General features: G+C 71.6%; 20 protein-coding genes and 1 pseudogene. 5 read left to right on the top strand and 16 right to left on the bottom strand.

What is annotated here, in order from left to right:
- The first annotated feature begins 76 nt into the window (after positions 1–76).
- The gene (locus BZL64_RS11970; protein ID WP_086768890.1) at positions 77–859 is read left to right on the top strand and encodes a hypothetical protein; all 783 of its coding nucleotides are present in this window, start codon (positions 77–79) and stop codon (positions 857–859) included.
- Positions 860–959: 100 nt separating this feature from the next.
- A complete protein-coding gene (locus BZL64_RS11965) occupies positions 960–1430 on the top strand; it encodes a hypothetical protein (protein ID WP_086768889.1) in 471 nt (156 codons plus the stop codon).
- A gap of 98 nt (positions 1431–1528) precedes the next feature.
- On the opposite strand, the gene der is transcribed toward BZL64_RS11965, so the two are convergent.
- From der to aroH, 5 genes are all read right to left on the bottom strand, one after another.
- On the bottom strand, positions 1529–3007 hold the full coding sequence (gene der / locus BZL64_RS11960; protein WP_086768887.1) for a ribosome biogenesis GTPase Der: 1479 nt from the start codon (positions 3005–3007) through the stop codon (positions 1529–1531).
- 123 nt (positions 3008–3130) lie between these two features.
- Positions 3131–3733: a lysophospholipid acyltransferase family protein gene (locus tag BZL64_RS11955; protein WP_244205309.1), complete on the bottom strand. Its 603-nt coding sequence runs from the start codon at positions 3731–3733 to the stop codon at positions 3131–3133.
- Positions 3734–3789: 56 nt separating this feature from the next.
- Positions 3790–4476 (bottom strand): (d)CMP kinase, encoded by a 687-nt coding sequence (gene cmk, locus BZL64_RS11950; protein WP_086768883.1) that lies wholly within the window; start codon positions 4474–4476, stop codon positions 3790–3792.
- 158 nt (positions 4477–4634) lie between these two features.
- Positions 4635–5720, bottom strand: coding sequence for a prephenate dehydrogenase (locus BZL64_RS11945; RefSeq protein WP_086768881.1), 1086 nt, complete (start codon positions 5718–5720; stop codon positions 4635–4637).
- Entirely contained in the window at positions 5717–6079 is a 363-nt protein-coding gene (gene aroH, locus BZL64_RS11940) for a chorismate mutase (protein ID WP_086768879.1), read from the bottom strand. Before aroH ends, BZL64_RS11945 begins: the two co-directional genes overlap by 4 nt.
- 209 nt (positions 6080–6288) lie before the next feature.
- Between aroH and BZL64_RS11935 the strand changes: the two genes are divergently transcribed.
- On the top strand, positions 6289–6693 hold the full coding sequence (locus BZL64_RS11935; protein ID WP_086768877.1) for a Rieske (2Fe-2S) protein: 405 nt from the start codon (positions 6289–6291) through the stop codon (positions 6691–6693).
- Positions 6694–6699: 6 nt separating this feature from the next.
- On the opposite strand, the gene BZL64_RS11930 is transcribed toward BZL64_RS11935, so the two are convergent.
- The 11 genes and pseudogenes from BZL64_RS11930 to BZL64_RS11880 form a co-directional block, all read right to left on the bottom strand.
- Positions 6700–7722 carry an ADP-ribosylglycohydrolase family protein gene (locus BZL64_RS11930; RefSeq protein WP_086768875.1) on the bottom strand — a complete coding sequence of 341 codons (1023 nt, stop codon included), beginning with the start codon at positions 7720–7722 and terminating at the stop codon, positions 6700–6702.
- Positions 7719–8441: an NUDIX hydrolase gene (locus BZL64_RS11925; RefSeq protein ID WP_086768873.1), complete on the bottom strand. Its 723-nt coding sequence runs from the start codon at positions 8439–8441 to the stop codon at positions 7719–7721. Before BZL64_RS11925 ends, BZL64_RS11930 begins: the two co-directional genes overlap by 4 nt.
- A gap of 150 nt (positions 8442–8591) precedes the next feature.
- Positions 8592–9743, bottom strand: coding sequence for a pseudouridine synthase (locus BZL64_RS11920; protein WP_086768871.1), 1152 nt, complete (start codon positions 9741–9743; stop codon positions 8592–8594).
- Entirely contained in the window at positions 9743–10408 is a 666-nt protein-coding gene (scpB, locus tag BZL64_RS11915; RefSeq protein ID WP_086768869.1) for an SMC-Scp complex subunit ScpB, read from the bottom strand. The genes BZL64_RS11920 and scpB overlap by 1 nt, the downstream gene beginning before the upstream one ends.
- Positions 10405–11472, bottom strand: a complete 1068-nt coding sequence (locus BZL64_RS11910; protein ID WP_086768868.1) for a segregation and condensation protein A — start codon at positions 11470–11472, stop codon at positions 10405–10407. The genes scpB and BZL64_RS11910 overlap by 4 nt, the downstream gene beginning before the upstream one ends.
- 18 nt (positions 11473–11490) lie before the next feature.
- On the bottom strand, positions 11491–12054 hold the full coding sequence (locus tag BZL64_RS11905; RefSeq protein WP_167396129.1) for a hypothetical protein: 564 nt from the start codon (positions 12052–12054) through the stop codon (positions 11491–11493).
- The gene (locus BZL64_RS11900; RefSeq protein ID WP_167396128.1) at positions 12039–13175 is read right to left on the bottom strand and encodes a ParA family protein; all 1137 of its coding nucleotides are present in this window, start codon (positions 13173–13175) and stop codon (positions 12039–12041) included. Before BZL64_RS11900 ends, BZL64_RS11905 begins: the two co-directional genes overlap by 16 nt.
- Positions 13176–13576: 401 nt before the next feature.
- Positions 13577–14692, bottom strand: a complete 1116-nt coding sequence (ald, locus tag BZL64_RS11895) for an alanine dehydrogenase (RefSeq protein WP_086768926.1) — start codon at positions 14690–14692, stop codon at positions 13577–13579.
- A 139-nt stretch (positions 14693–14831) separates the two neighbouring features.
- Positions 14832–16890: pseudogene (locus BZL64_RS11890) on the bottom strand (tetratricopeptide repeat protein).
- 173 nt (positions 16891–17063) lie between these two features.
- A complete protein-coding gene (locus BZL64_RS11885) occupies positions 17064–17690 on the bottom strand; it encodes an NUDIX domain-containing protein (protein WP_086768861.1) in 627 nt (208 codons plus the stop codon).
- Between the two features lie 141 nt (positions 17691–17831).
- Positions 17832–19499 (bottom strand): CTP synthase, encoded by a 1668-nt coding sequence (locus tag BZL64_RS11880; RefSeq protein ID WP_086768859.1) that lies wholly within the window; start codon positions 19497–19499, stop codon positions 17832–17834.
- Positions 19500–20032: 533 nt separating this feature from the next.
- On the opposite strand from BZL64_RS11880, the gene BZL64_RS11875 reads away from it, so the two are divergent.
- Both BZL64_RS11875 and BZL64_RS11870 read left to right on the top strand, forming a co-directional pair.
- On the top strand, positions 20033–21835 hold the full coding sequence (locus BZL64_RS11875; RefSeq protein ID WP_167396130.1) for a glycoside hydrolase family 15 protein: 1803 nt from the start codon (positions 20033–20035) through the stop codon (positions 21833–21835).
- A gap of 62 nt (positions 21836–21897) precedes the next feature.
- The coding region (locus BZL64_RS11870; protein ID WP_086768855.1) for a PucR family transcriptional regulator ligand-binding domain-containing protein at positions 21898–23043 on the top strand (1146 nt) is incomplete at its 3' end.

Below are 23043 nucleotides of genomic sequence, written 5' to 3'. Positions count from 1 at the left end.
CAGCTCGCCCGTTGTCTTCTGCATGAGCCGGGGAGCCACCCGGCCCGCCCACGCACCGCATCCGAGGGAGTCACCCGTGCCGCGCATGCTCGACGTCAGCGACGAGGTACGCGCCGAGATCGGCGCCGAAGAAGCCGACCGGCTGCTCGCCGGAGAGAACGCCCCGGGCAGTTACGACTGCACGTCCTGCCGCACCCCGGGCGACTCCGAGCACGAGCGCACCAGCACCGTCCTGTTCATCGGGGACGAGACCGCCGTCCTCGCCTTCGCCCACTCCTCCTGCCTGCCCTCCCAGGTCGTCCAGGTCACCGAGGAGCAACTCCAGGGCGCCGTCCGCTCGATCAGCGGCGACACCGTCGACCTGGACCCCGACAAGGTCGTGCCCGAACAGGCCGTGCTCGGTGTGACGAGCGGACTCGTCCTGATCGCCGGGGAGTTGCACCCGGCGCTGGTCGTGGAGCCGACGGCGCCCATCGTGCGGCCCGGAGCCACCGACATCGGCGACGACTTCCTTCCGCTGCTCATCGAGCAGGGCTTCATGCCGCTGTCCGAGCTGTCCGAGGTACCGCCCGTGCAGCACGGCTGGTCCGTGCTGCTGGCGATGGGGCAGCTGCACGCGGTGCTCCAGCCCTCGGTCAACGGCGGCCAGCCGGTCGCCTGGTGGCAGGCCCACCAGCCGTTGCAGGTGACGGAGGGCTGGCGGGCCGCCGCCAACAAGCACCAGCAGGTGCTGATGTTCGCGGCCCCGGTGGGCTCGATCGGCCGCCAGCCCCGTGAGGACCTGCTGCGGGGCGCGCTGGACAAGGCGGCGGCGAACGGAAAGCTGGTGGGGGCGGCCATGCCGCTCGCCGGGACCTGAGCACCTGGGCCCTGCCGGCCGGGGACGCGGCCGTACCGCCGCGCCCCCGAAGGCCGGTCACCGGCCGCATCCCTTGACCTCACACGTCGTTTGGACATACGTGCACACCTACGACGTTCCCCGCCGCCAGCCCTACCCGATCCCGTCCGCGCGACCGGCCCAGGACTCCCATGGCGGCCCTTCGGCCACGCCGATCTACGACACGCTCTACGCCGAGTACGTCAAGTCGTTCCGCTCGCTGCCGGGTGACCGCAGCGGCGAGGAGGAACTGGGGTTCACCGCCTTCGGGAACATCCCGTACAGCACGGGGTCGTACGCGGTGCCGCGGCCGGGATCGTTCAGCAGCTCGTACAGCGCCTACAGTGCGGGCGCGCAGAGCGCCCGGCTCGGCGGACAGCCGTCGCAGGGACAGGCACAGGGACAGTCGCAGGTGCAGGTGCAGTCGCCGCAGTGGCAGCGGGTGGGACCGCTCGGGCAGACCCCGCAGACCTCGCAGACCGGGCAGCAGCAGACGCCCACCGGGACGCATCACCTCCCGGCGCTGCCCCCGGCACCCCGGCGGAGCGGCTGAGGCCGCCGGACGGGCCGAGGCGGACGGACACGGCGTGACACGGCCGGAGGGCGGCACCCGCGATGGGTGCCGCCCTCCGGCCGTGTCGTCTCCTCAGGTCACTTCTTCTTGCCGCGCTTCTCGCGCACCCGCACCGAGATGTGGATCGGCGTGCCCTCGAAGGCGAACTCCTCGCGCAGGCGGCGCTCGATGAAGCGTCGGTAGCCCGCCTCGATGAAGCCGGAGGCGAACAGTACGAACCGCGGCGGCTTGGTGCCGGCCTGGGTGCCGAAGAGGATGCGCGGCTGCTTGCCGCCCCGGACCGGGTGCGGGTGGGCCGAGACCAGCTCGCCGAGGAAGGCGTTCAGCCGGCCCGTGGGAACGCGGGTCTCCCAGCCGGCCAGGGCCGTCTCGATCGCCGGGACGAGCTTCTCCATGTGCCGTCCGGTGCGCGCCGAGACGTTCACCCGCGGCGCCCACGCCACCTGGGCCAGCTCGGTCTCGATGTCCCGCTCCAGGTAGTAGCGGCGCTCCTCGTCGAGGGTGTCCCACTTGTTGAAGGCGAGGACGATCGCGCGGCCCGCGTCCACCGCCATGGTGACGATCCGCTGGTCCTGCACGGAGATCGACTCGGAGGCGTCGATCAGGATGACCGCCACCTCGGCCTTCTCCACCGCGGCCGCGGTGCGTAGCGAGGCGTAGTAGTCGGCGCCCTGCTGGAGGTGGACCCGCTTGCGGATACCGGCCGTGTCGACGAACTTCCAGATGACACCGCCCAGCTCGATCAGTTCGTCGACCGGGTCACGGGTGGTGCCCGCGATCTCGTTGACGACGACACGCTCCTCGCCGGCCACCTTGTTCAGCAGTGAGGACTTGCCGACGTTCGGGCGGCCGATGAGAGCGATGCGGCGCGGGCCGCCGACCGCCGTGCCGAAGGTCTGCTCGGGCGCCTCCGGCAGTGCCTCGAGGACGGCGTCGAGCATGTCGCCGGTGCCGCGGCCGTGCAGCGCGGAGACGGGGTGCGGCTCGCCGAGGCCCAGGGACCACAGGGCGGACGCGTCCGCCTCGCCGCTGAGTCCGTCCACCTTGTTGGCGGCCAGCACGACGGGCTTGCCGGCCTTGCGCAGCAGTCGTACGACCGCCTCGTCGGTGTCGGTCGCGCCGACCTTGGCGTCGACGACGAAGACGACGGCGTCGGCGGCCTCGATCGCGTACTCGGCCTGGGCGGCCACGGAGGCGTCGATGCCGAGGACGTCCTGCTCCCAGCCGCCGGTGTCGACGAGCTTGAAGCGGCGGCCCGCCCACTCGGCCTCGTAGGTCACGCGGTCACGGGTGACGCCCGGCTTGTCCTCGACGACCGCCTCGCGCCGCCCGATGATCCGGTTGACGAGGGTCGACTTGCCGACATTGGGGCGGCCGACGACGGCGAGGACCGGCAGTGGTCCGTGCCCGGCGGCCTCGATCGCTCCCTCGACGTCCTCGACGTCGAAGCCCTCTACCGCGGCGAGCTCCATGAACTCCGCGTACTCGGCGTCGCCGAGTGCCCCGTGGTCGTGCTCGAAGGAGTCCGAGCCGTCGGGCTGGATGTGGTCGTTCATGAAGTCCGTACCTCTGCGTTCATTCGTGGTGATCGGTGGAGCACCCGTTTTCGGCGGTTTGATCCACTACTCAGTGTCGCCCAGCGTCCGCCCGGACGCCCGGCGTTTTCGTTCCTCGTGCCGCTAGCCCGCGTCCGCCGGCCGGCCGGTGAGCCGTCTGGCGTGCTCCAGGTGAGCGGCCAGTTGCTTCTGGATCCGCTCGGTGGCCTCGTCCAGCGCCTTGCGCGTACGCCGCCCGCTGCCGTCGCCCGCCTCGAACGGGTCGCCGAAGACGACGTCGACGCGGGACCGCAGCGGGGGCAGTCCCTTGAACAACCGTCCGCGCCGCTCGGTGCTTCCCAGTACGGCCACGGGGACGATCGCCGCCCCGCTGCGCACCGCGAAATAGGCGAGCCCCGCGCGCAGCGAGGCGAAGTCGCCCTCGCCCCGCGTGCCCTCCGGAAAGATACCGAGAACGCCGCCGGCCGCCAGCACACCCAGTGCGCGGGTGATGGCCTTGCGGTCGGTGGTGTCCCGGTCGACCTTGACCTGCCCGATGCCCGTCAGGAACGGGTCCAGGGGACCGATGAACGCTTCCTTCTTGATCAGGAAGTGCGTCGGCCGGGGCGCCACGCCCATGACCATCGGCCCGTCGATGTTGTGCGAGTGGTTGACGGCGAAGATCACGGGACCGGTCGCCGGTACCTTCCAGGCGCCCAGCACCCGCGGCTTCCAGAAGCCGTACATCAGGCCGACGCCGATGCGCCGCCCGACCTCGGCGCCCCTCTCCGAGGGCAGTTCTCTCACTTCGCCGCCCGCTTCTCCCCGACGAGGGTGACCACACACTCGATGACCTGGGCCAGCGTCAGCTCGGTGGTGTCCACCTCCACGGCGTCGTCCGCCTTGGCGAGCGGCGAGGTCTTGCGCGAGGAGTCGGCCGCGTCCCGCTTGATCAGCGCCTCGCGGGTGCTGTGCACGTCCGCGCCCTTCAGCTCACCGCTGCGGCGGGCCGCGCGGGCCTCGGGCGAGGCGGTGAGGAAGATCTTCAGATCGGCGTCGGGCAGCACGGTCGTCCCGATGTCACGCCCCTCGACGACGATGCCCCGCTCGGCGGAGGCCGCCAGCGACCGCTGCAGCTCGGTGATCCGCGCCCGCACCTCCGGGACGGCGCTCACCGCGCTGACCTTGGAGGTGACCTCCTGGGTGCGGATCGGGCCGGCCACGTCCGTGCCGTCGACGGTGATCGTCGGGTCGGCCGGGTCGGTGCCGGAGACGATCTCGGGCTTCCCGGCGACGGCGGCGATCGCCGTGGGGTCCTCGATGTCGATCCCGTTGCTGACCATCCACCACGTGATCGCCCGGTACTGCGCACCGGTGTCCAGGTAGCTCAGCCCGAGCTGGGCGGCCACGGCCTTGGACGTGCTCGACTTGCCCGTGCCGGAGGGACCGTCGATGGCGACAATCACGGGCTGGGCGGCGCCGTTTTCCACGGGAGGACACCTTCCTGGTGCGAGGTGGTGGGCTGCGGGACGAGAATGCGCCCCGCACAAGGTTACTGTGTGCGGGTCACTCATCCGGCCGACGGCCGTCCGGAGGGCCCTTCTCGCCGCCCGCGGCCCCCTGCGGCGCCCACCCGGACGTCGGGCGCCTACTGCCGCAGCGCCCATCCCCGCTCACGCAGCGCGGCGCTCAGCACACCCACCGCCTTGGGTTCGACCATCAACTGCACCAGGCCCGCCTGCTGCCCCGTCGCGTGCTCGATGCGTACGTCCTCGACGTTGACCCCCGCCCGCCCGGCATCGGCGAAGATGCGGGCCAGCTGTCCCGGCTGGTCGTCGATGAGCACCGCCACGACCTCGTACGTCCGCGGGGCGGACCCGTGCTTGCCGGGGACCCGGACCTGGCCGGCGTTCCCCCGCCGCAGGACGTCCTCGATGTCGCCGGCGCCCTCGCGGCGCTTGTCCTCGTCGGAGGACTCCAGGGCCCGCAGCGCCCGGACCGTCTCGTCGAGGTCGGAGGCGACGTCGCCGAGCAGGTCGGCGACCGGCCCGGGGTTCGCGGAGAGGATGTCGATCCACATGCGGGGGTCGGAGGCGGCGATCCGGGTGACGTCCCGGATGCCCTGCCCGCACAGCCGTACGGCGGCCTCCTCGGCGTTCTGGAGGCGGGCGGCGACCAGGCTGGAGACCAGGTGGGGCATGTGGGAGACGAGCGCCACGGCCCGGTCGTGGGCGTCGGCGTCCATGACCACGGGGACGGCACGGCAGTGCGAGACCAGTTCCAGGGCGAGGTTGAGCACCTCGGTGTCGGTGTCGCGGGTCGGCGTCAGCACCCAGGGGCGGCCCTCGAAGAGGTCGGCGGTCGCGGCCAGCGGGCCGGACTTCTCGCGGCCGGACATCGGGTGGGTGCCGAGGTAGGCCGACAGGTCCAGGCCGAGCGCCTCCAGCTCCCGGCGTGGTCCGCCCTTGACGCTGGCCACGTCGAGGTAGCCGCGGGCCACACCCCGGCGCATGGCGTCGGCGAGGACGGCGGCCACGTGGGCGGGCGGGGCGGCGACTATGGCGACGTCGACCGGGCCGTCGGGGGCCTCGTCGGTGCCCGCGCCGAGCGCCGCCGCCGTACGGGCCTGCTCGGGGTCGTGGTCCTCCAGGTGGACGACGACGCCCCGCTGGACGAGGGCGAGGGCCGCGGAGGTGCCGATGAGGCCGGTTCCGATGACGAGCGCGGTCCTCACTGGGCGATGTCCTTGCGCAGGGCGGCGGCGGCGCCGAGGTAGACGTGGTTGATCTCCGAGCGGGGCCGGTCGGACTCGATGTGCGCGAGGACGCGGACGACCCTGGGCAGGGCGCCCTGGATGTCGAGTTCCTGGGCGCAGATCAGCGGCACGTCGACGATGCCCAGCTTGCGCGCGGCGGCGGCCGGGAAGTCGCTGTGCAGGTCGGGGGTGGCCGTGAACCAGATGCTGATCAGGTCGTCCGCGCTGAGGGAGTTGCGCTCCATCACGGCGGTGAGCAGCGCCCCGACCTGCTCGTCCATGTGTCCGGCTTCGTCCCTGTCCAGCTGGACGGCCCCCCGGACCGCTCGTACCGCCACGGCGCTGCTCCTCGCTGACTCGGCTGACGACTCTCTCTGTCCGTCTTCGCCGTCCAGCGTAGTCAGCCCGGACCGGCCCGGAACACGGCGCCCGCCCGCTGAGACGCGTCCCGTGCGCGCCCGGCCGCCGCCGGTACGACTCGGGTGTTCTGTGTCACTCTGTCCCTCGGACGCATCCTCTGCTTCTTCCCCACTTTCGGAGTGACGACATGACCCTCCCCGCCTCGCGCCGGACGGTTCTCCTCGCGACGGGCGCGGCGGCGCTCGCCGTCGGCTGTGGCGATCAGGACGCCGACGGCGACTCGTCCGGCGCGTCCGTCTCCGCCGGTCAGGAACTGGCGAGGACGGCCGACATCCCGGTCGGCGGCGGCAAGATCTTCAAGGACGAGAAGGTCGTGGTGACGCAGCCTGCGCAGGGCGACTTCAAGGCGTTCTCGGCGGTCTGCACCCATCAGGGCTGCATCGTCGCGACGGTCGCCGACGGAACCATCAACTGCGCCTGCCACAAGAGCAGCTTCGGGATCGCCGACGGCGCGGTGGCGGGCGGCCCGGCGACCGAGCCGCTGCCCGCGCAGAAGATCACGGTGAAGGGCGACGCCATCACACTGGCGTGAGCGGGATCAGTGGTCCCACAGCGCCCCGAGGGTGACGAGCTCGCTCTGGTGCTCGATCCGGTCCGCCCACTCTGTCGGCCAGGCGTCGGCCCCGGTGTACGCGCCCGCGAAGGCGCCGGCCAGGCAGGCGATGGAGTCGGAGTCGCCGGCGGAGCAGGCGGCCCGGCGCAGCGCGGTGACCGGTTCGTCGGGGAAGAGCAGGAAACACAGCAGGCCGCTCGCCAGCGCCTCCTCGGCGATCCAGCCGTCCCCGGTGGCCAGGCACGGGTCCGTCTCCGGTGAGGGGCTGCGCAGAGCCTCCTGGAGCCGCTCCAGGACGCCCAGGCAGTCGTCCCAGCCCCGCGCGATGAAGTGCTCGGGCGTCGGGTCCTGGGAGCGGGTCCACAGGTCGCCGAGCCAGCGGTGGTGGTAGCGGGTGCGGTTGTCGAGTGCGTACGACCGCAGCAGCCCGACCAGGCCCACCGGTTCGGCGCCCTGTGCGAGCAGCCGTACGGCGTGGGCGGTCAGGTCGGAGGCGGCGAGCGCGGTGGGGTGGCCGTGGGTGAGGCCGGACTGGAGCTGGGCGGCGCCGGCCCGCTGCTCGTCGCTGAGGCCGGGGGCCAGGCCGAGGGGCGCGACGCGCATGTTGGCGCCGCAGCCCTTGGAGCCGATCTGACTGGCGTCCTGCCACAGCCGCCTGTCGTCCTTGAGCAGGTCGCAGGCGGTCAGGCAGGTCCGGCCGGGGGCGCGGTTGTTCTCGGGCGACTGGTACCAGTCCACGAACTCCTCGCGCAGCGGCCGCTCCAGCCGGGTCGGCACGAGCAGTCCGCGGTCCATGGCCGTGCGCAGGGCCCGCGCGACGGCCAGCGTCATCTGGGTGTCGTCGGAGACGAAGGCCCGCCTCGGCAGTTCCATCTCCCGCCAGGGCCCGCACTTGGCGAGGATGGACGGGACATCGTTGAACTCGGTCGGAAACCCGAGCGCGTCCCCGAGGGCGAGGCCCAGCAGGGCCCCCGTCGCGGCGCGCTTCCTGACGGTCGTGGTGGTCATGCGGAACGTCCTTCCCGGGGCGGTCGCAGCAGGGGTGGGTGCAGGGTGGTGGCGGTGCCCGCGCGGTAGAGGGCGGCCGGTTTGCCGCGCCCGCCGGTCAGCCGGGCGGCGCCGCCGGGGACGGGCTCGACGAAGCCGGGGGTGGCGAGCACCTTGCGGCGGAAGTTGGGCCGGTCCAGGCCGGTGCCCCAGACCGTCTCGTAGACCTGCTGCAGCTCGCCGAGGGTGAACTCGGGCGGGCAGAAGGCCGTGGCGAGGCAGGTGTACTCGAGCTTGGCGCCGACCCGGTCGTGGGCGTCGGCCAGGATCCGGTCGTGGTCGAAGGCGAGCGGCTCGGTGCCGTCGTACGGCAGCCAGCGCGCCTGGGCCGCGTCGCCGCCGCCGTGTGGTTCGGGTGCGTCGGGGAGCAGGGCGGCGAAGGCGACGGAGACGACGCGCATCCGGGGGTCGCGGCCGGGTTCGCTGTAGGTGCGCAGCTGTTCCAGGTGGAGTCCGGAGACGTCGGCGAGGCCGGTCTCCTCGGCGAGTTCGCGCCGCGCGGCGGTCTCGGCGGACTCGTCCGGCAGGACGAACCCGCCGGGCAGCGCCCAGTGGCCGAGGTACGGCTCCTGACCGCGCTCGACGAGCAGGACGTGCAGGGCGCCCGCGCGCAGGGTGAGGACGGCGAGGTCCACGGTGACGGCGAAGGGTTCGAAGGCGTACTTGTCGTAGCCCGGCATCCACCCACCCCCTTTAATAGTCGTACCGACTATAAACCTGGCCGGTGTCCGGGCACAAGAAAGCGGCCGGCCCGGAAACTCCGGAACCGGCCGCTCTCACAAAGCTCTCCAGAGGCAGCGCGCTAGAGGCAGCTCTCCAGAGGCAGCGCTCTAGAGGTCGACCTCCTGCATCAGCATGCCGACCTCGGTGTTCGACAGCCGCCGCAGCCAGCCCGACTTCTGGTCGCCCAGGGTGATCGGGCCGAAGGCCGTGCGCACCAGCTTGTCGACCGGGAAACCGGCCTCCGCGAGCATCCGGCGCACGATGTGCTTGCGGCCCTCGTGGAGGGTGACCTCGACGAGGTAGTTCTTGCCGGTCTGCTCGACGACCCGGAAGTGGTCCGCCTTCGCGTACCCGTCCTCCAGCTGGATGCCGTCCTTGAGCCGCTTGCCCAGGTCACGCGGGATCGGGCCCACGATGTGCGCGAGGTAGACCTTCTTCACGCCGTACTTGGGGTGCGTCAGCCGGTGTGCCAGCTCACCGTGGTTGGTGAGCAGGATGACGCCCTCGGTCTCGGTGTCGAGCCGGCCGACGTGGAACAGCCGGGTCTCACGGTTGGTGACGTAGTCGCCGAGGCACTGCCGGCCCTCGTTGTCCTCCATCGTGGAGACGACACCGGCGGGCTTGTTGAGCGAGAAGAACTGGTACGACTGCGTCGCCACGGTCAGGCCGTCGACCTTGACCTCGTCCTTCTCCGGGTCGACCCGCTTGCCCTGCTCCAGGACGATCTCGCCGTTGACCTCGACCCGCGCCTGCTCGATCAGCTCCTCGCAGGCCCGACGGGAGCCGTAGCCGGCGCGCGCGAGGATCTTCTGGATCCGCTCGCCCTCCTGCTCGGCGCCCGGGAAGGTCTTGGGCAGCTTGATGTCCTTCTTGTCCGCGTACCGCTCGCGGTTGCGTTCCTCGGCCCGCGTCTCGTACTCGCGGGAGGTCGCCGGGACCGAAGGGCCGCGCTGCTGGGGCTTCTTCGGACCGCCCTTGGCACCGCCGCGGGCCGCGCCGCCGCGACCCGCCTTCGGGCCCTCGTGCGACGCGCCGGGGCCCACGTCGTAGCGGCGCTCCTCGGGGCGGGGCTTGCTGGGCCGGCCCTGAGCCTCGCCCTGGCCGCCGCGACCGCCCTGGCCGCCGCGACCGCCCTGGCCACGGCCCTGGCCCTGCCCCTGACCCCGGCCCTGGCCCGGCTTCTGGCCCCTGTTGTTGCCGGCGCCGCGGGGGTTGCCGCGCCCACCGCTCTTGCCGCTACCGCTACCGCTGCTTCGCATCAGATTTCCGTCGTCGTCGTGTCCGTCGTGGGACCGTCGTCCGCATCCGGGGCGTCCGGATCGAACGACGGTACGGCTTCCTGGGTCTCGGCCTCGATCGCCTCCGCCTCCGGGAGGAAGGGCGCGAGCTCCGGGAGCTCGTCCAGACCGCGCAGGCCCATCCGCTCCAGGAAGTAGTTCGTCGTCCTGTACAGGATCGCACCTGTTTCGGGTTCCGTGCCCGCCTCCTCGACCAGACCGCGCTGGAGGAGGGTGCGCATCACGCCGTCACAGTTGACTCCGCGCACCGCGGAGACCCTGCTGCGGCTGACCGGCTGGCGGTAGGCGACCACCGCGAGGGTCTCCAGCGCCGCCTGGGTGAGCCGGGCCTGCTGGCCGTCCAGGACGTACCGCTCGACGGCCGCGGCGTACTCGCCGCGGGTGTAGAAACGCCAGCCGCCCGCGACGAACCGCAGCTCGAAGCCGCGCCCCTGCACGGTGTACTCGTCGGCCAGCTCGCGCAGGGCGTCCCCGACCTGGCGGCGCGGGCGCTCCACGATCTTCGCGAGATGTTCCTCGGTCGCGGGCTCGTCCACGACCATCAGGACGGCCTCCAGGGCGGGCTTGAGATCGAGGCCCGCGGCGGTACGCGGTCCGGCCGGGACGTCTGCGGTGTCCTCGCTCATGCCTTCTTCTCCTCCTCGGTCCTCTCCGGCGGCCGGTCGAACTCGTCGGTCACCCTGGGCTGGTCCTCCCCGTCCCCGCCCGTCCAGCGCACCAGCAGCTCCCCGAGGGCGCTCTCCTGGTCGAGGGCGACGGCCTTCTCCCGGTACAGCTCCAGCAGGGCCAGGAACCGCGCTACGACGGTGAGGGTGTCGTCGGTGTCCTCGACGAGCGTGCGGAAACTGACCTCGCCGAGCCGGCGCAGCAGCGCGACCACGATCCCGGCCTGTTCCTGCACGCTGACCAGCGGGGCGTGGATGTGGTCGACGTACACCTGCGGCTTGGGCCTGGGCTGCATCGCCTTGACCGCGAGCCGGGCGAAGCCCTCGGCGCCGATGCTGATGACGACCTCGGGCAGCAGCTCGGCGTGGTGCGGTTCCAGGCCGACGGTGCGCGGATAGCGGCGGGCCTCCACCTCCAGCCGTTCCTGGAGGATGTCGGCGATCCGTTTGTACGCGCGGTACTGCAGCAGCCGGGCGAAGAGCAGGTCACGGGCCTCGAAGAGGGCCAGGTCCGCCTCGTCCTCGACCTCCGCGGCGGGCAGCAGGCGGGCCGCCTTCAGATCGAGCAGCGTCGCGGCGACGACGAGGAACTCGGTCGTCTGGTCCAGGTCCCAGTCGGGTCCCATCGCCCGGATGTGCGCCATGAACTCGTCGGTGACCTTGGACAGCGCCACCTCGGTGACGTCCATCTTGTGCCGGGAGATCAGCTGGAGCAGGAGGTCGAAGGGGCCCTCGAAGTTGGCGAGCCGGACCTTGAAGACGCCGTCGGGCGGCTCCGGGGAGCTGCCCGCGGAATCAGCGACCGGCACCGGCTCCGGCTCCGCAACGGGCTCCGGCTCCGGCTCCGCAACGGGCTCCGGCTCCGGCTCCGCAACGGGTTCCGGCTCCGGCTCCGCAACGGGTTCCGGTACGACCGCCCCGGGCCGCTCCTGCGGTTCCGCGGGTGCCGCGCCCGGCCCCCGCCCCAGCGCACGCCGACGGCCGGCCGGTGCGCCGGGGGCCGGGGCGGGATCGTTCGAGGTCATGGCCTCCGCAGGCTACCGCTACCGCCCGCGAAGCCGTCGTACGAGGATGCTGGCGTCTCCGCGGCTCTCCAGGTCGGCGAGGACCACGGCGACCGCCTCGCGGACGATGCGCCCGCGGTCGACCGCGAGTCCGTGTTCGCCGCGGAGCACCAGACGGGCGTGCTCCAGGTCCATCAGTTCCTCGGCGGACACGTACACGGTGATCTTCTCGTCGTGCCGCTCCCGGCCGCTGGGCCGGCGGGCGGGGGCCCGTCCGCGCTTGCGCGACTGGGCGTCGGCCTGGGCGGCAGAACCTTCCTGCGTGCCCTGCCGCGGACCGGAACGTTCCCCGGCGCCGCGGGTGCCGCCCTGCTCGGCTCCGGCCGCCGCGTGTTCGGCGCCCCCGCCGTCCCCGCCCTGGGCGGGCACGGCGTGCGGCGCGTCCTCGGCGGAACCGGGCGCCGTACCGTCGCTGTCCCCCGCCGGAGCGGGAACCCGGACCTCGCCGTTGGCGGGACGCCGGGGTGCGGACGGCTGGAGCGCCATTCCCCCTGTCGTACGGAAGAGTTCGTCGGCCCCCGGCAGACTCACTCGGCGGGACACCGGGCGAGCACCTCCCTGGCGAGCTGGCGATAGGCGGCGGCACCGACGGAGTTGGAGGCGTAGGTGGTGATCGGCTCACCGGCGACCGTGGTCTCCGGGAAGCGGACCGTGCGTCCGATGACCGTGTGGTAGACGTGGTCGTCGAAGGCCTCGACCACCCGCGCGAGCACCTCACGGCTGTGCACCGTGCGCGAGTCGTACATGGTCGCCAGGATCCCGTCGAGCTCCAGCTCCGGGTTGAGCCGCTCCTGGACCTTCTCGATGGTCTCCGTCAGCAGGGCGACACCGCGCAGCGCGAAGAACTCGCACTCCAGCGGCACTATCACCTTGTGGGCGGCGGTGAGCGCGTTGACGGTGAGCAGGCCGAGCGAGGGCTGACAGTCGATCACGATGTAGTCGTAGTCGTCCATCAGCGGCTTCAGCGCCCGCTGGAGCGTCGACTCGCGCGCGACCTCGGAGACCAGCTGGACCTCGGCGGCGGACAGGTCGATGTTGCTGGGCAGCAGGTCCATGTTGGGGACCGCCGTCTTCAGGAGCACCTCGTCGGCCGACATGCCCCGCTCCATGAGCAGGTTGTAGACCGTGAGGTCGAGCTCCATGGGGTTGACGCCCAGACCGACCGACAGCGCGCCCTGCGGGTCGAAGTCCACGAGCAGTACCCGGCGTCCGTACTCCGCGAGCGCCGCACCCAGGTTGATGGTCGACGTGGTCTTGCCGACGCCGCCCTTCTGGTTGCACATGGCGATGATCGTCGCGGGACCGTGATTGGTCAGCGGTCCCGGGATCGGGAAGTACGGCAGCGGGCGACCGGTCGGGCCGATGCGCTCGCGGCGCTGGCGGGCAGCGTCGGGCGCGAGTGTGGCCGCGTACTCGGGGTCGGGCTCGTACTCGGCGTCGGGGTCGTAGAAGTGCCCTTCGGGCAGTTCGTCGTAGTCGGCGAAGTGGTTGCGGGGCGCGCCACTTCCGTCGCCGGCCATGGCGTTCACGTGATGGCCATCCATGCTCTGGTGTGCTTGCAGAGCCGTGTGGGGGCTTGACTGGCTCTGGTGGGCTGCGAAGGTTCGGACAGCGACGGAGCCGACAGCCTCGAGCCCCGTGGAGCCCTGACTCCGCGTAGGCATTCCTGGTTGACCACCCCCGGGAGCAAATGTCGACTCATTCACAAGTCGTCTTACCTCCTTGGTGACCAGGAAACTTCTAGACAAGGTCAGCGTGGCACCATGCCGACGGTTGGCGACTCTATGGCGTGTCGGGTGTTCGCAGCAACACAATCCGCCGTACCCGACTCGATGTGTCGACAATGAAACATCCCACTGTCAAGGGCGTACGACCGTCGCACAGCAGGCTTCACCGGCGTGCGAATCGGTCGAAGGGTTACGTTCGCGGCGAGTTGACCGAGAGCCGCAAAGTGACCATACACACATCGGGCCGGACCTTGTCGGGCAAGGTCCGGCAGGTGGTGCGCCTTTGACGCGGCATGTTGACGTATCGCCTTTACGGCACGGCGACTTGCCCTGGCGGGTCAGCCGAGGAGCGTGTCCAGCTCCAGGTGGGCCAGGCCGTGGGCCTCGGCGACCTCGCGGTAAACGACCTGGCCGTCGTGGGTGTTGAGGCCCTTGGCGAGCGCGGGGTCACGGCGCAGCGCCTCGACCCAGCCGTTGTTGGCGAGGGAGACGATGTACGGCAGCGTGGCGTTGGTGAGGGCGTTGGTGGAGGTGTTGGGCACCGCGCCCGGCATGTTGGCGACGCAGTAGAAGACCGAGTTGTGCACCGGGAAGGTCGGCTCGGCGTGGGTGGTCGGGTGGGAGTCCTCGAAGCAGCCGCCCTGGTCGATCGCGATGTCGACAAGGACACTCCCGGGCTTCATCCGGGACACCAGCTCGTTGGTGACCAGCTTCGGGGCCTTGGCGCCCGGAATGAGCACGGCACCGATGACGAGGTCGGCCTCGACGACGGCCTTCTCCAGCTCGAAGGAGTTGGACATGACGGCCTTGACCCTGGTGCCGAAGATCTTGTCGGCCTCGCGCAGCTTGTTGATGTCGCGGTCCAGCAGGGTCACGTCGAAGCCCATGCCGACGGCGATCTGGGTGGCGTTCCAGCCCGACACGCCGCCGCCGATGACGACGGCCTTGGCGGGGGTGACGCCGGGGACACCGCCGGGCAGGACGCCACGGCCGCCGTTGGCGCGCATCAGGTGGTAGGCGCCGACCTGCGGTGCCAGCCGGCCCGCGACCTCGGACATCGGGGCGAGCAGCGGCAGGGCGCGGTTCGGCAGCTCGACGGTCTCGTAGGCGATCGCGGTGGTGCCGGAGGCGACGAGGGCGTCCGTGCACTCCTTGGACGCGGCCAGGTGCAGGTAGGTGAAGAGGGTCTGGTCCTTGCGGAGGCGGTGGTACTCCTCGGCGACGGGCTCCTTGACCTTCAGCAGCAGGTCGGCGGTGGCCCACACCTCGTCGGCCGTTTCCAGGATCCGCGCCCCGGCGGCGACGTACTCGCCGTCCGTGATCGACGACCCGGCACCGGCGTTGCGCTCGATGACGACCTGGTGGCCGTTGCGCACCAGCTCGTGCACGCCGGCGGGGGTGATGGCCACCCGGAACTCGTTGTTCTTGACCTCGCGGGGGATGCCGACCTTCACGTCGATCACGGTCCTTGGCTCAGAGGGGGAAACAGCAACACATACCCGGAGGTAGCGGACGCACCGGGATGCACCGCAGGAGAACGTGCGGCAGAGCCAGTCTAATGAAGGTGTTCCCGCTGTCTAGCCTTTCATTGCATCAACCTTCAGCGGATGTACTGCGGATTTCGCAGGCGTTAGCTCCATGTTCCGGCTCCGGATCACGGTCCGGCGGACTCTTCTTCCAGGATGCGCTCGGCCGCGGCCCGGTGCAGACGGGCCGCCGCGGGGTCGTCGAGGTGCTCCAGCGTGTCGGCCAGCCGGAGCTGGAGAGCGGCCTGCAGACGGGTGTCGTCGGCGCGTCCGGCCCACTCCACCGCCTCCTGGCAGGTGCGCAGCGACTCCTCGGGCCGGCCGGCGTACTCCTGCACCCGCGCCAGCTCGCTCAACGCCCGCGCGGCGGCGGCGACATCGCCGTTCTTACGGTGCCCGGCGGCGGCGGCCCGCCAGCCCCGCTGCGCCTCGCCGTACCGGCCGGCGTAGGTGTGCGCGGTGGCGATACGGCCGTACAGCCGGGCGGCGTCCGCGCGCTCGTCGCGTGCCTGCCGCTGGGCGAGGGCCCGGCCGAACCAGTCGGCGGCCCGGTCGTAGTCCGCCAGCTCCAGATGCGCGCCGCCTACGGATTCCATCGCGCGGCCGGTCGCATACGGGTCGTTCGCCTCCCGTCCGGCGTCCAGCGCGGCCCGGTAGCGCACCAGAGCCTCCGCGGTGCGCCCGGTTCGCGCGTCGACGTCCGCCAGGTTCAGCAGGGCGGCGGCCTTCTCACGGGGCAGATCGCGGCGCTCGGCGACGTCCAGGACGAGCTGGTGGATGCCGTACAGGTCGGGCGCGGCGCCCTGGGTGCCGAAATGCGCGACCATCGCCCTGACCAGCTGGGACATCAGGCGCCTGGCCAGGGTGTCCAGCTCGCCGTCGGCGACCGCGAGGCGGGCGGAGGCGAGCAGGGCGGGCCGGCGGGCGCGCAGCCAGTCGGCGGCGGCGCGCGGGGTGGCGAAGCGCAGGGCGCGGGGCATGCCCTGGAGCTTCTCGCGGGCCTGCGGGTTGTCCGTCTCGGTGATCGCCCGGCAGGACTGGAGCAGCCGTACCGTCCGCTCCAGCATGCGGGCGCGGGCCAGCTGGAGCTCGGCCGACCGCTCATGGGTCTCGGCGGCCGTCCGCAGCAGGGGCTGGAGGCAGCCGGGGACCTCGTACTGGGGCAGCGGCGCGGCGACGGTCCGCAGCAGGCCGAGGGCGACGAAGTCGTCCAGGGTGGTGCGCGCGGCGCCGATCGAGCAGCCGGCGAGCGCGGAGGCGGTGTGCGGGTCGACGAGGCCGGCCGGGGCCAGGCTGAGCAGTCGCAGTATCCGCGCGGCGGCCGAGGGCAGGGTGGCGTGCACGAGCCGGAAGATCCGGCTGAGGGGGGATCCGTCGCCGCCCTCGGCGTGCAGTTGCTTGGCGAGGTCGGCGACCGCCGACTTGGGCCGCGCGGCGAGCCAGCCACCGGCCAGGATCAGGGCGGCGGGGTGTCCCTGGCATGCCTCGACGAGGCCCTCGGCGGACCGCGGGTCGACGGTGATGCGGACCGAGCCGGTGTGGCGGGTGAGCAGGTCGAGGGCGGACTTGGTGTCCAGGCCGCCCAGGGTGCAGGGCCGCACGTCGGAGATCCCGGTGAGCGGGCCCGCCGAGACGGCGACGACCAGGCACTCGGGGGTGTCCGGGAGGAGCGCGTCGACCTGGTCGGCGCCGGCCGCGTCGTCGAGCAGGAGCAGCACGCGGCGCTCGGCGAGGGCCTCGCGCAGAGTGGCCGAAAGGTCTTCCTCACCGGCGCCGGGCGGGACCGGCCGGCCGAGCGCGGCGAGCAGTTCGCGGGCGGCGCGCTCGACGGGAACGGGTGTCCCGTCGGGTTCGCCGAGCCGGACGCGCAGCACTCCGTCCCGGTAACGCTCGGCGACCTGCCGGACGAGCTCCTCGGCCAGTGCCGTACGGCCGGAACCGGGCCGTCCGGCGATGAGGAGCACACGCGCGCGGGGGGCCTTCTTCCCGGAGAGGGTGTCCAGTCCCGCGCGCTCGATGTCGGCGCGCAGCTCCTTCAACTCCCGGGTACGCCCCAGGAAATGGCCCTCCGTCGCAGCGTGTCCGGACAGCTGCACGCCGCCTGTGTCCACTGCCTGATCCGTCACGGGCCACACTCCCGTCCCACCGCACGCGCAAGCCCGCCGGGACTCCGGATCGGGCGTTTCCCGAGCCTAGTTCACGCTCTGCGACGTTCCGTGAGGAGCGCGGCGGTGACGTCCCCCGATCGGATCAGCCGATGGTCACACCGCACGGGTCGGTGAGAGGTGCGGCGCGGCGGTCACGCCTCGAAGGGACGGGCCGGCCACGGCGCCTGCGCCGGGCGCAGCGCGTCGATCCCCTCACCGCTCCGGGCGGCGACCAGCGCGAGGACGCCCACGACGAGGCAGTTGTTGTGCAGTTCGCCGGCGAGCACCCCCCGGACGAGTTCGTCGACCGGCACGCGCGCGTGCTCCATGTCGGCCTCCTCGTCCTCGACCTCGAACCGCTCCCCGTCGGCCTCCGAGAGCCCCCGGGCCAGGAAGACGCGTACGGCCTCGTCGCAGCCGCCGGGGGTGGTGTAGACGTCGGTCAGCACCCGCCAGTCCTCGGCCTTGACGTGCGCCTCCTCGTACAGCTCGCGCTGGGCGGCGTGCAGCGGGTTCTCGCCGGGCACGTCGAGCAGGCCGGCCGGAATCTCCCACAACTTCTGCCGCACGGGGTGGCGGTACTGCTTGATCAGCAGGACACGGTCCTCGTCGTCGAGGGCGAGGACGGCCACGGAGCCGGGGTGGACCTGGTAGTCACGGCGCACGACGGAGCCGTCGGGCATGAGCACCTCGTCCGTGCGGACGGAGGTCTTGTTGCCCACGAAGGGGGTCTCCGTCGCCCGGATCTCCCACGCCTGCGCGGTGTCCTTGATCGTCATGCCCTGTCCTTCCACACGCACAAAAGAATCCGGCCGAAAGTAGTCGGGCCAGCGGAAAACCGGCCACATCGAACCGATAAAAAGAGGCCGGGGTGCTCACCTTTGAGGAGAAGCACCCCGGCCACCGTACAAGCTGGTGTGTTACTTCGAAGTCTTCCGCTCGACCGCGGCCTTCACCAGCCCGGCGAACAGCGGGTGCGGACGCGTCGGCCGCGAGCGCAGCTCCGGGTGGGCCTGCGTGGCGACCAGGTACGGGTGGACGTCACGCGGGTACTCCACGTACTCGACGAGCTTGCCGTCCGGCGAGGTGCCGGAGAACAGGATGCCCGCCTTCTTCTCCAGCTCCGCGCGGTAGGCGTTGTTCACCTCGTAGCGGTGACGGTGCCGCTCCTCCACGTACTCCTTGCCGTCGTAGACCTCGCGCACGATCGAGCCCTCGGCCAGCTTCGCCGGGTACATGCCGAGCCGCATGGTGCCGCCCATGTCGCCCTCGCCCGCGACGATGTCGAGTTGCTCGGCCATCGTGGAGATGACCGGGTGGGCGGTGGCCGGGTCGAACTCGGTGGAGTTCGCGTCCGAGATGTCGAGCAGGTCGCGCGCCGCCTCGATCACGATGCACTGCAGGCCGAGACACAGCCCGAGCAGCGGGATCTTGTTCTCGCGGGCGTAACGGATCGCGCCGACCTTGCCGAGCACACCGCGGTCGCCGAAGCCGCCGGGGATGCAGACGCCGTCGACGTCGGCGAGCTGCGCCTTGGCGCCCGCCGGGGTCTTGCAGTCGTCCGAGGTGACCCACTTGATCTTCACGCGGGCCTTGTTGGCGAAGCCGCCGGCGCGCAGCGCCTCGGTGACCGAGAGGTAGGCGTCGGGCAGGTCGATGTACTTGCCGACCAGGGCGAGCGTGATCTCGTGGTCGGGGTTGTGGACGCGGTCGAGCAGGTCGTCCCAGGTCGTCCAGTCCACGTCACGGAACGGCAGGTCCAGCTTGCGGACGACATAGGCGTCCAGGCCCTCGCCGTGCACGGTCTTCGGGATGTCGTAGATCGAGCGGGCGTCCGGGCAGGCGACGACGGCGGCCTCGTCGACGTCGCACATCAGCGAGATCTTCCGCTTGATCGCGGTGGGGACCTCGCGGTCGCAGCGCAGCACGATCGCGTCCGGCTGGATACCGATGTTGCGCAGAGCGGCCACGGAGTGCTGGGTGGGCTTGGTCTTCAGCTCGCCCGAGGGACCGATGTAGGGCAGGAGCGAGATGTGAACGACGAAGACGTTGTCCCGGCCGACCTCGTGACGGACCTGGCGGACGGTCTCCAGGAACGGCAGCGACTCGATGTCGCCGACCGTGCCGCCGACCTCCGTGATCACCACGTCGACCTCGTCCGTGGCCATCCGACGGATGCGGTGCTTGATCTCGTTGGTGATGTGCGGGATGACCTGCACGGTGTCGCCCAGGTACTCGCCGCGGCGCTCCTTGGCGATCACGGTCGAGTAGATCTGGCCGGTGGTGACGTTCGCGGAGCCGTCGAGGTCGCGGTCGAGGAAGCGCTCGTAGTGCCCGATGTCCAGGTCGGTCTCGGCGCCGTCGTTGGTGACGAACACCTCACCGTGCTGGAAGGGGTTCATCGTGCCGGGGTCGACGTTGAGATACGGGTCGAGCTTCTGCATCACGACGCGCAGGCCCCGCGCCTTGAGCAGCATGCCGAGGCTGGAGGCGGTCAGCCCCTTGCCGAGGGAGGAGGCGACACCCCCGGTGACGAAGATGTGCTTGGTCGTCGTGGCGGAGCTGTTTCGGAAAGCAGCGGGCGGCATGGCCAAGAGGGGGCTCCCGTGGTCGCGATCTGGGGGTGCGGAGCGGCTCCCGGAGGCTTTCACCAGCGGTTCTTGCCGGAGATTTCCGGGGGTGCCGTCGCTGCGGTTCGGGGGTTTGGTGCCCACCGGTCCACGGGCTACCAGGGTATCAGCGCCTCGGGGCGATGGCTTCCGACCACGCTCCGCGCACGGCCGGGCACCCCTGGGCACACCCATACCGGGTCCTCACCCACTGCTCACCCGTTCGGCCCACCCACGTTGCCCGGAGCGGCACGCAGATCATCTACGTGCGTCGTATCCTGCTCGGACACTCGCTGCCGAGCCCGGCCGGCAAGACGGCACACCCCAGCCCGTACCCACCGGAACAATGAGAGCTCGTCAGTTCGTTGAGCAAGAATTGGCGTTTTGCCAACTCGGCTGAGCGACTGCTTTGCTTCACCGCTCAACGACTCAAGACAACACATTCCCCCTTGACCGCACCAAGCGACAGCCCCCTCATGGGGGCCTACGTGGCCGTTCGACTGGAGTTGCACGTGGCCGGGCGCATCGAAGACTACGCACTCATCGGAGACATGCAGACAGCCGCTCTGGTCTGCCGCGACGGGACGGTGGACTGGCTCTGCCTGCCCCGCTTCGACTCCCACGCGATCTTCGCCGGGCTGCTGGGCACCGAGGAGCACGGCTTCTGGCGGCTCGGTCCGGCGCACGCCTCCGACGCCGCGCCACCGCGCGCGGCCCGGCGCGGCTACCGGGGCGACTCACTGATCCTGGAATCCGAGTGGGACACCCCGCGCGGCACGGTCCGGGTGACCGATTTCATGCCCCCGCGTGACGGCGCCCCCCAGCTGATCCGCATCGTCGAGGGCGTCTCGGGCCGCGTCCCCATGCGCTCGACCCTGCGCATGCGCTTCTCCTACGGCCGGGTCGTGCCGTGGGTGCACAAGCACGAGGGCCGCACGGTCGCCGTCGCCGGCCCGGACTCCGTGTGGTTCGACACGGAGGCCGAGACCTACGGGAAGTCGCTGACGACGTACGCCGACTTCACGGTCGCCCCCGGTGACCGCATCGCGTTCACGATCTCGTGGGAGCCCTCGCACAAGGAGCCGCCCGCGCTCCCGGAGCCGGAGCAGTCGCTCCAGGCCACGGAGGACTTCTGGCGCGAGTGGGTCGAGCACTGTACGTACCACGGGCCCTACCGCGAGGCGGTGATCCGTTCGCTGATCACGCTGAAGGCGCTGACGTACGCCCCCACCGGCGGCATCGTCGCGGCCCCCACCACCTCGCTGCCCGAGGACATCGGCGGCGTCCGCAATTGGGACTACCGCTACACCTGGCTGCGCGACGCGGCCATCACCCTCTCCTCGCTGCTGCGCACCGGCTACCGCGAGGAGGCCCGCGCCTGGCGCGAGTGGCTGCTGCGCGCGGTCGCCGGCGACCCGGAGAACCTCCAGATCATGTACGGCATCGCCGGTGAGCGTGAGCTGGGCGAGGCGGAGCTGGACTGGCTGCCCGGCTACGAAAGCTCCGCCCCGGTCCGGGTGGGCAACGGCGCGGCGCACCAGCTCCAGCTGGACGTGTACGGCGAGGTCACCGAGGCCCTGCACCTGGGCCACATGACCGGACTGGCCCGCAACGACTACGCCTCGCTGCTCCAGCTCAAGCTGATCCGCTACCTGGAGCAGCACTGGGACGAGCCGGACGAGGGCATCTGGGAGGTGCGCGGCCCGCGCCGCCACTTCGTGCACTCCAAGGTGATGGCCTGGGTGGCGGTGGACCGCACGATCAAGCTGATCGAGTCCGGTGACGCGGACGGCCCGCTGGAGCGCTGGCGCGAGCTGCGCGATGACATCCACCGGGACGTGTGCGAGAAGGGTTACGACAAGGAGCGCAACACCTTCACGCAGTCCTACGGCTCCAAGGAGCTGGACGCGTCTTTGCTGCTCATCCCGCAGATGGGCTTCCTGCCCCCGGACGACAAGCGCGTGATCGGCACCATCGAGGCGATCCAGCGGGAGCTGTCCACGTCGGACGGCTTCATCCTGCGCTACCCCACCGAGGGCGACAGCGAGGGCGTCGACGGCCTCCCCGGCGACGAGGGCGCCTTCCTGGCCTGCTCGTTCTGGATGGCGGACGACCTGGCGATGATCGGCCGGGTCGACGAGGCCCGCAAGCTCTTCGAGAAGCTCCTGGCGCTGCGCAACGACCTGGGCCTCCTCGCCGAGGAGTGGGACCCCCGTCTGAAGCGCCAGGTGGGCAACTTCCCCCAGGCCTTCAGCCACGTCCCCCTCATCGACACGGCCCTGCGCCTGACGGCCTCGGGTGCGTACGGCGGCTGAGGGCGGGTCCGCGGCCGGCCGCGAGATGTGGCCCGGCCGGGTCCGCGGGTAGCGTCCGCTGCATGGACAGCCACGCGGACCGACGATTCGACAGCCGGGGCGCCGGCATCACCGTGCGGCGGGCGCTGGAGCTGCCCGGCCTGCGCAGCGGTCTGCCGGAGATCCTGGCGGGCGCGGAGCGGCTGGGCCGCACGGTGCGCTGGGTGCACGCCGGTGAGGTCCCGAACATCGCCTCCCTGCTCAAGGGCGGCGAACTGCTGCTGACCACCGGCTACGGCCTCGGCACCCGCCCGGCCGAGCAGCGGGCGTTCGTGCGCACCCTCGCCGAGCGGGGCATCGCGGCGCTGGTGATCGAGCTGGGTCCGCGCTTCGACCGGCTGCCCGTGGCGCTGGTGGAGACGGCCCGCTCGACCGGCCTGCCACTGGTCCAGCTGCACCGGGAGGTGCCGTTCGTCGCGGTCACCGAGGAGATCCACACCGAGATCGTCAACGGTCACTACGCGCTGCTCCAGCAGGCCGAGGAGGTGCACCGGCGCTGCACCCGGGCGCTGCTGGGCGGCGGCGGCATCCCCCAGGTGCTGGGCATCCTGGCGGACTTCAGCGACAACCCGGTGTTCCTGGAGACCGCCGACGGGCAGCTGCTGTACGCGGCCGGGTCCGGGCCCGAGGGAGCGGATCCGCTCCAGGTGTGGGAAGGGCTGCGCGGCCCGCACAAGGACGCGCCCGCCGATTCGGTACTCGTGGACGTGCCGGGCGGCGGACCGGGGGCGGGTGCGGTGCGCGCCCGGCTCGCGCTGCTGCCGGTGCGCGCGCCGCTCGCGCCGGTGCACAGGATCGCCGCCGAGCGGGCGGCCGGGATCCTCGCCGTGGTGCTGATGCAGGCACGGCAGGAGGAGGAGCTGGCGGCGCGCGGCCGGGGCGACTTCCTGACCGACCTCGCCGAGGGCCGTATCGCGGCGGAGGATGCTCCTGCGCAGGCGCGCGTCCTCGGCTTCAAGCCCGGTGACAGCCCGCTGCTGCCGGTCGTCATGCGTCTCGGCGACACGCTCTCCCCCGGCGGGGGCTGGGCGGTGCTGGCGCGGGCGGTCGCGGAGGAGCTGGCCTCGGTGGGGGTGCCGGTCCTGCTGGGCGTACGGCCGGTGGAGGGGCGGGTGCCGGTGCTGCTGGGTCTGCGCTCGGAGTCGGAGCGGTCGGCGGTCGCCGACCGG

The sequence above is a fragment of the Streptomyces bobili genome (assembly GCF_002154575.1).
Classification (GTDB): domain Bacteria; phylum Actinomycetota; class Actinomycetes; order Streptomycetales; family Streptomycetaceae; genus Streptomyces; species Streptomyces bobili.
The sequence above is the reverse complement of the archived record's forward strand: the minus strand, read 5'-3'. Positions and strand labels throughout refer to the sequence as shown.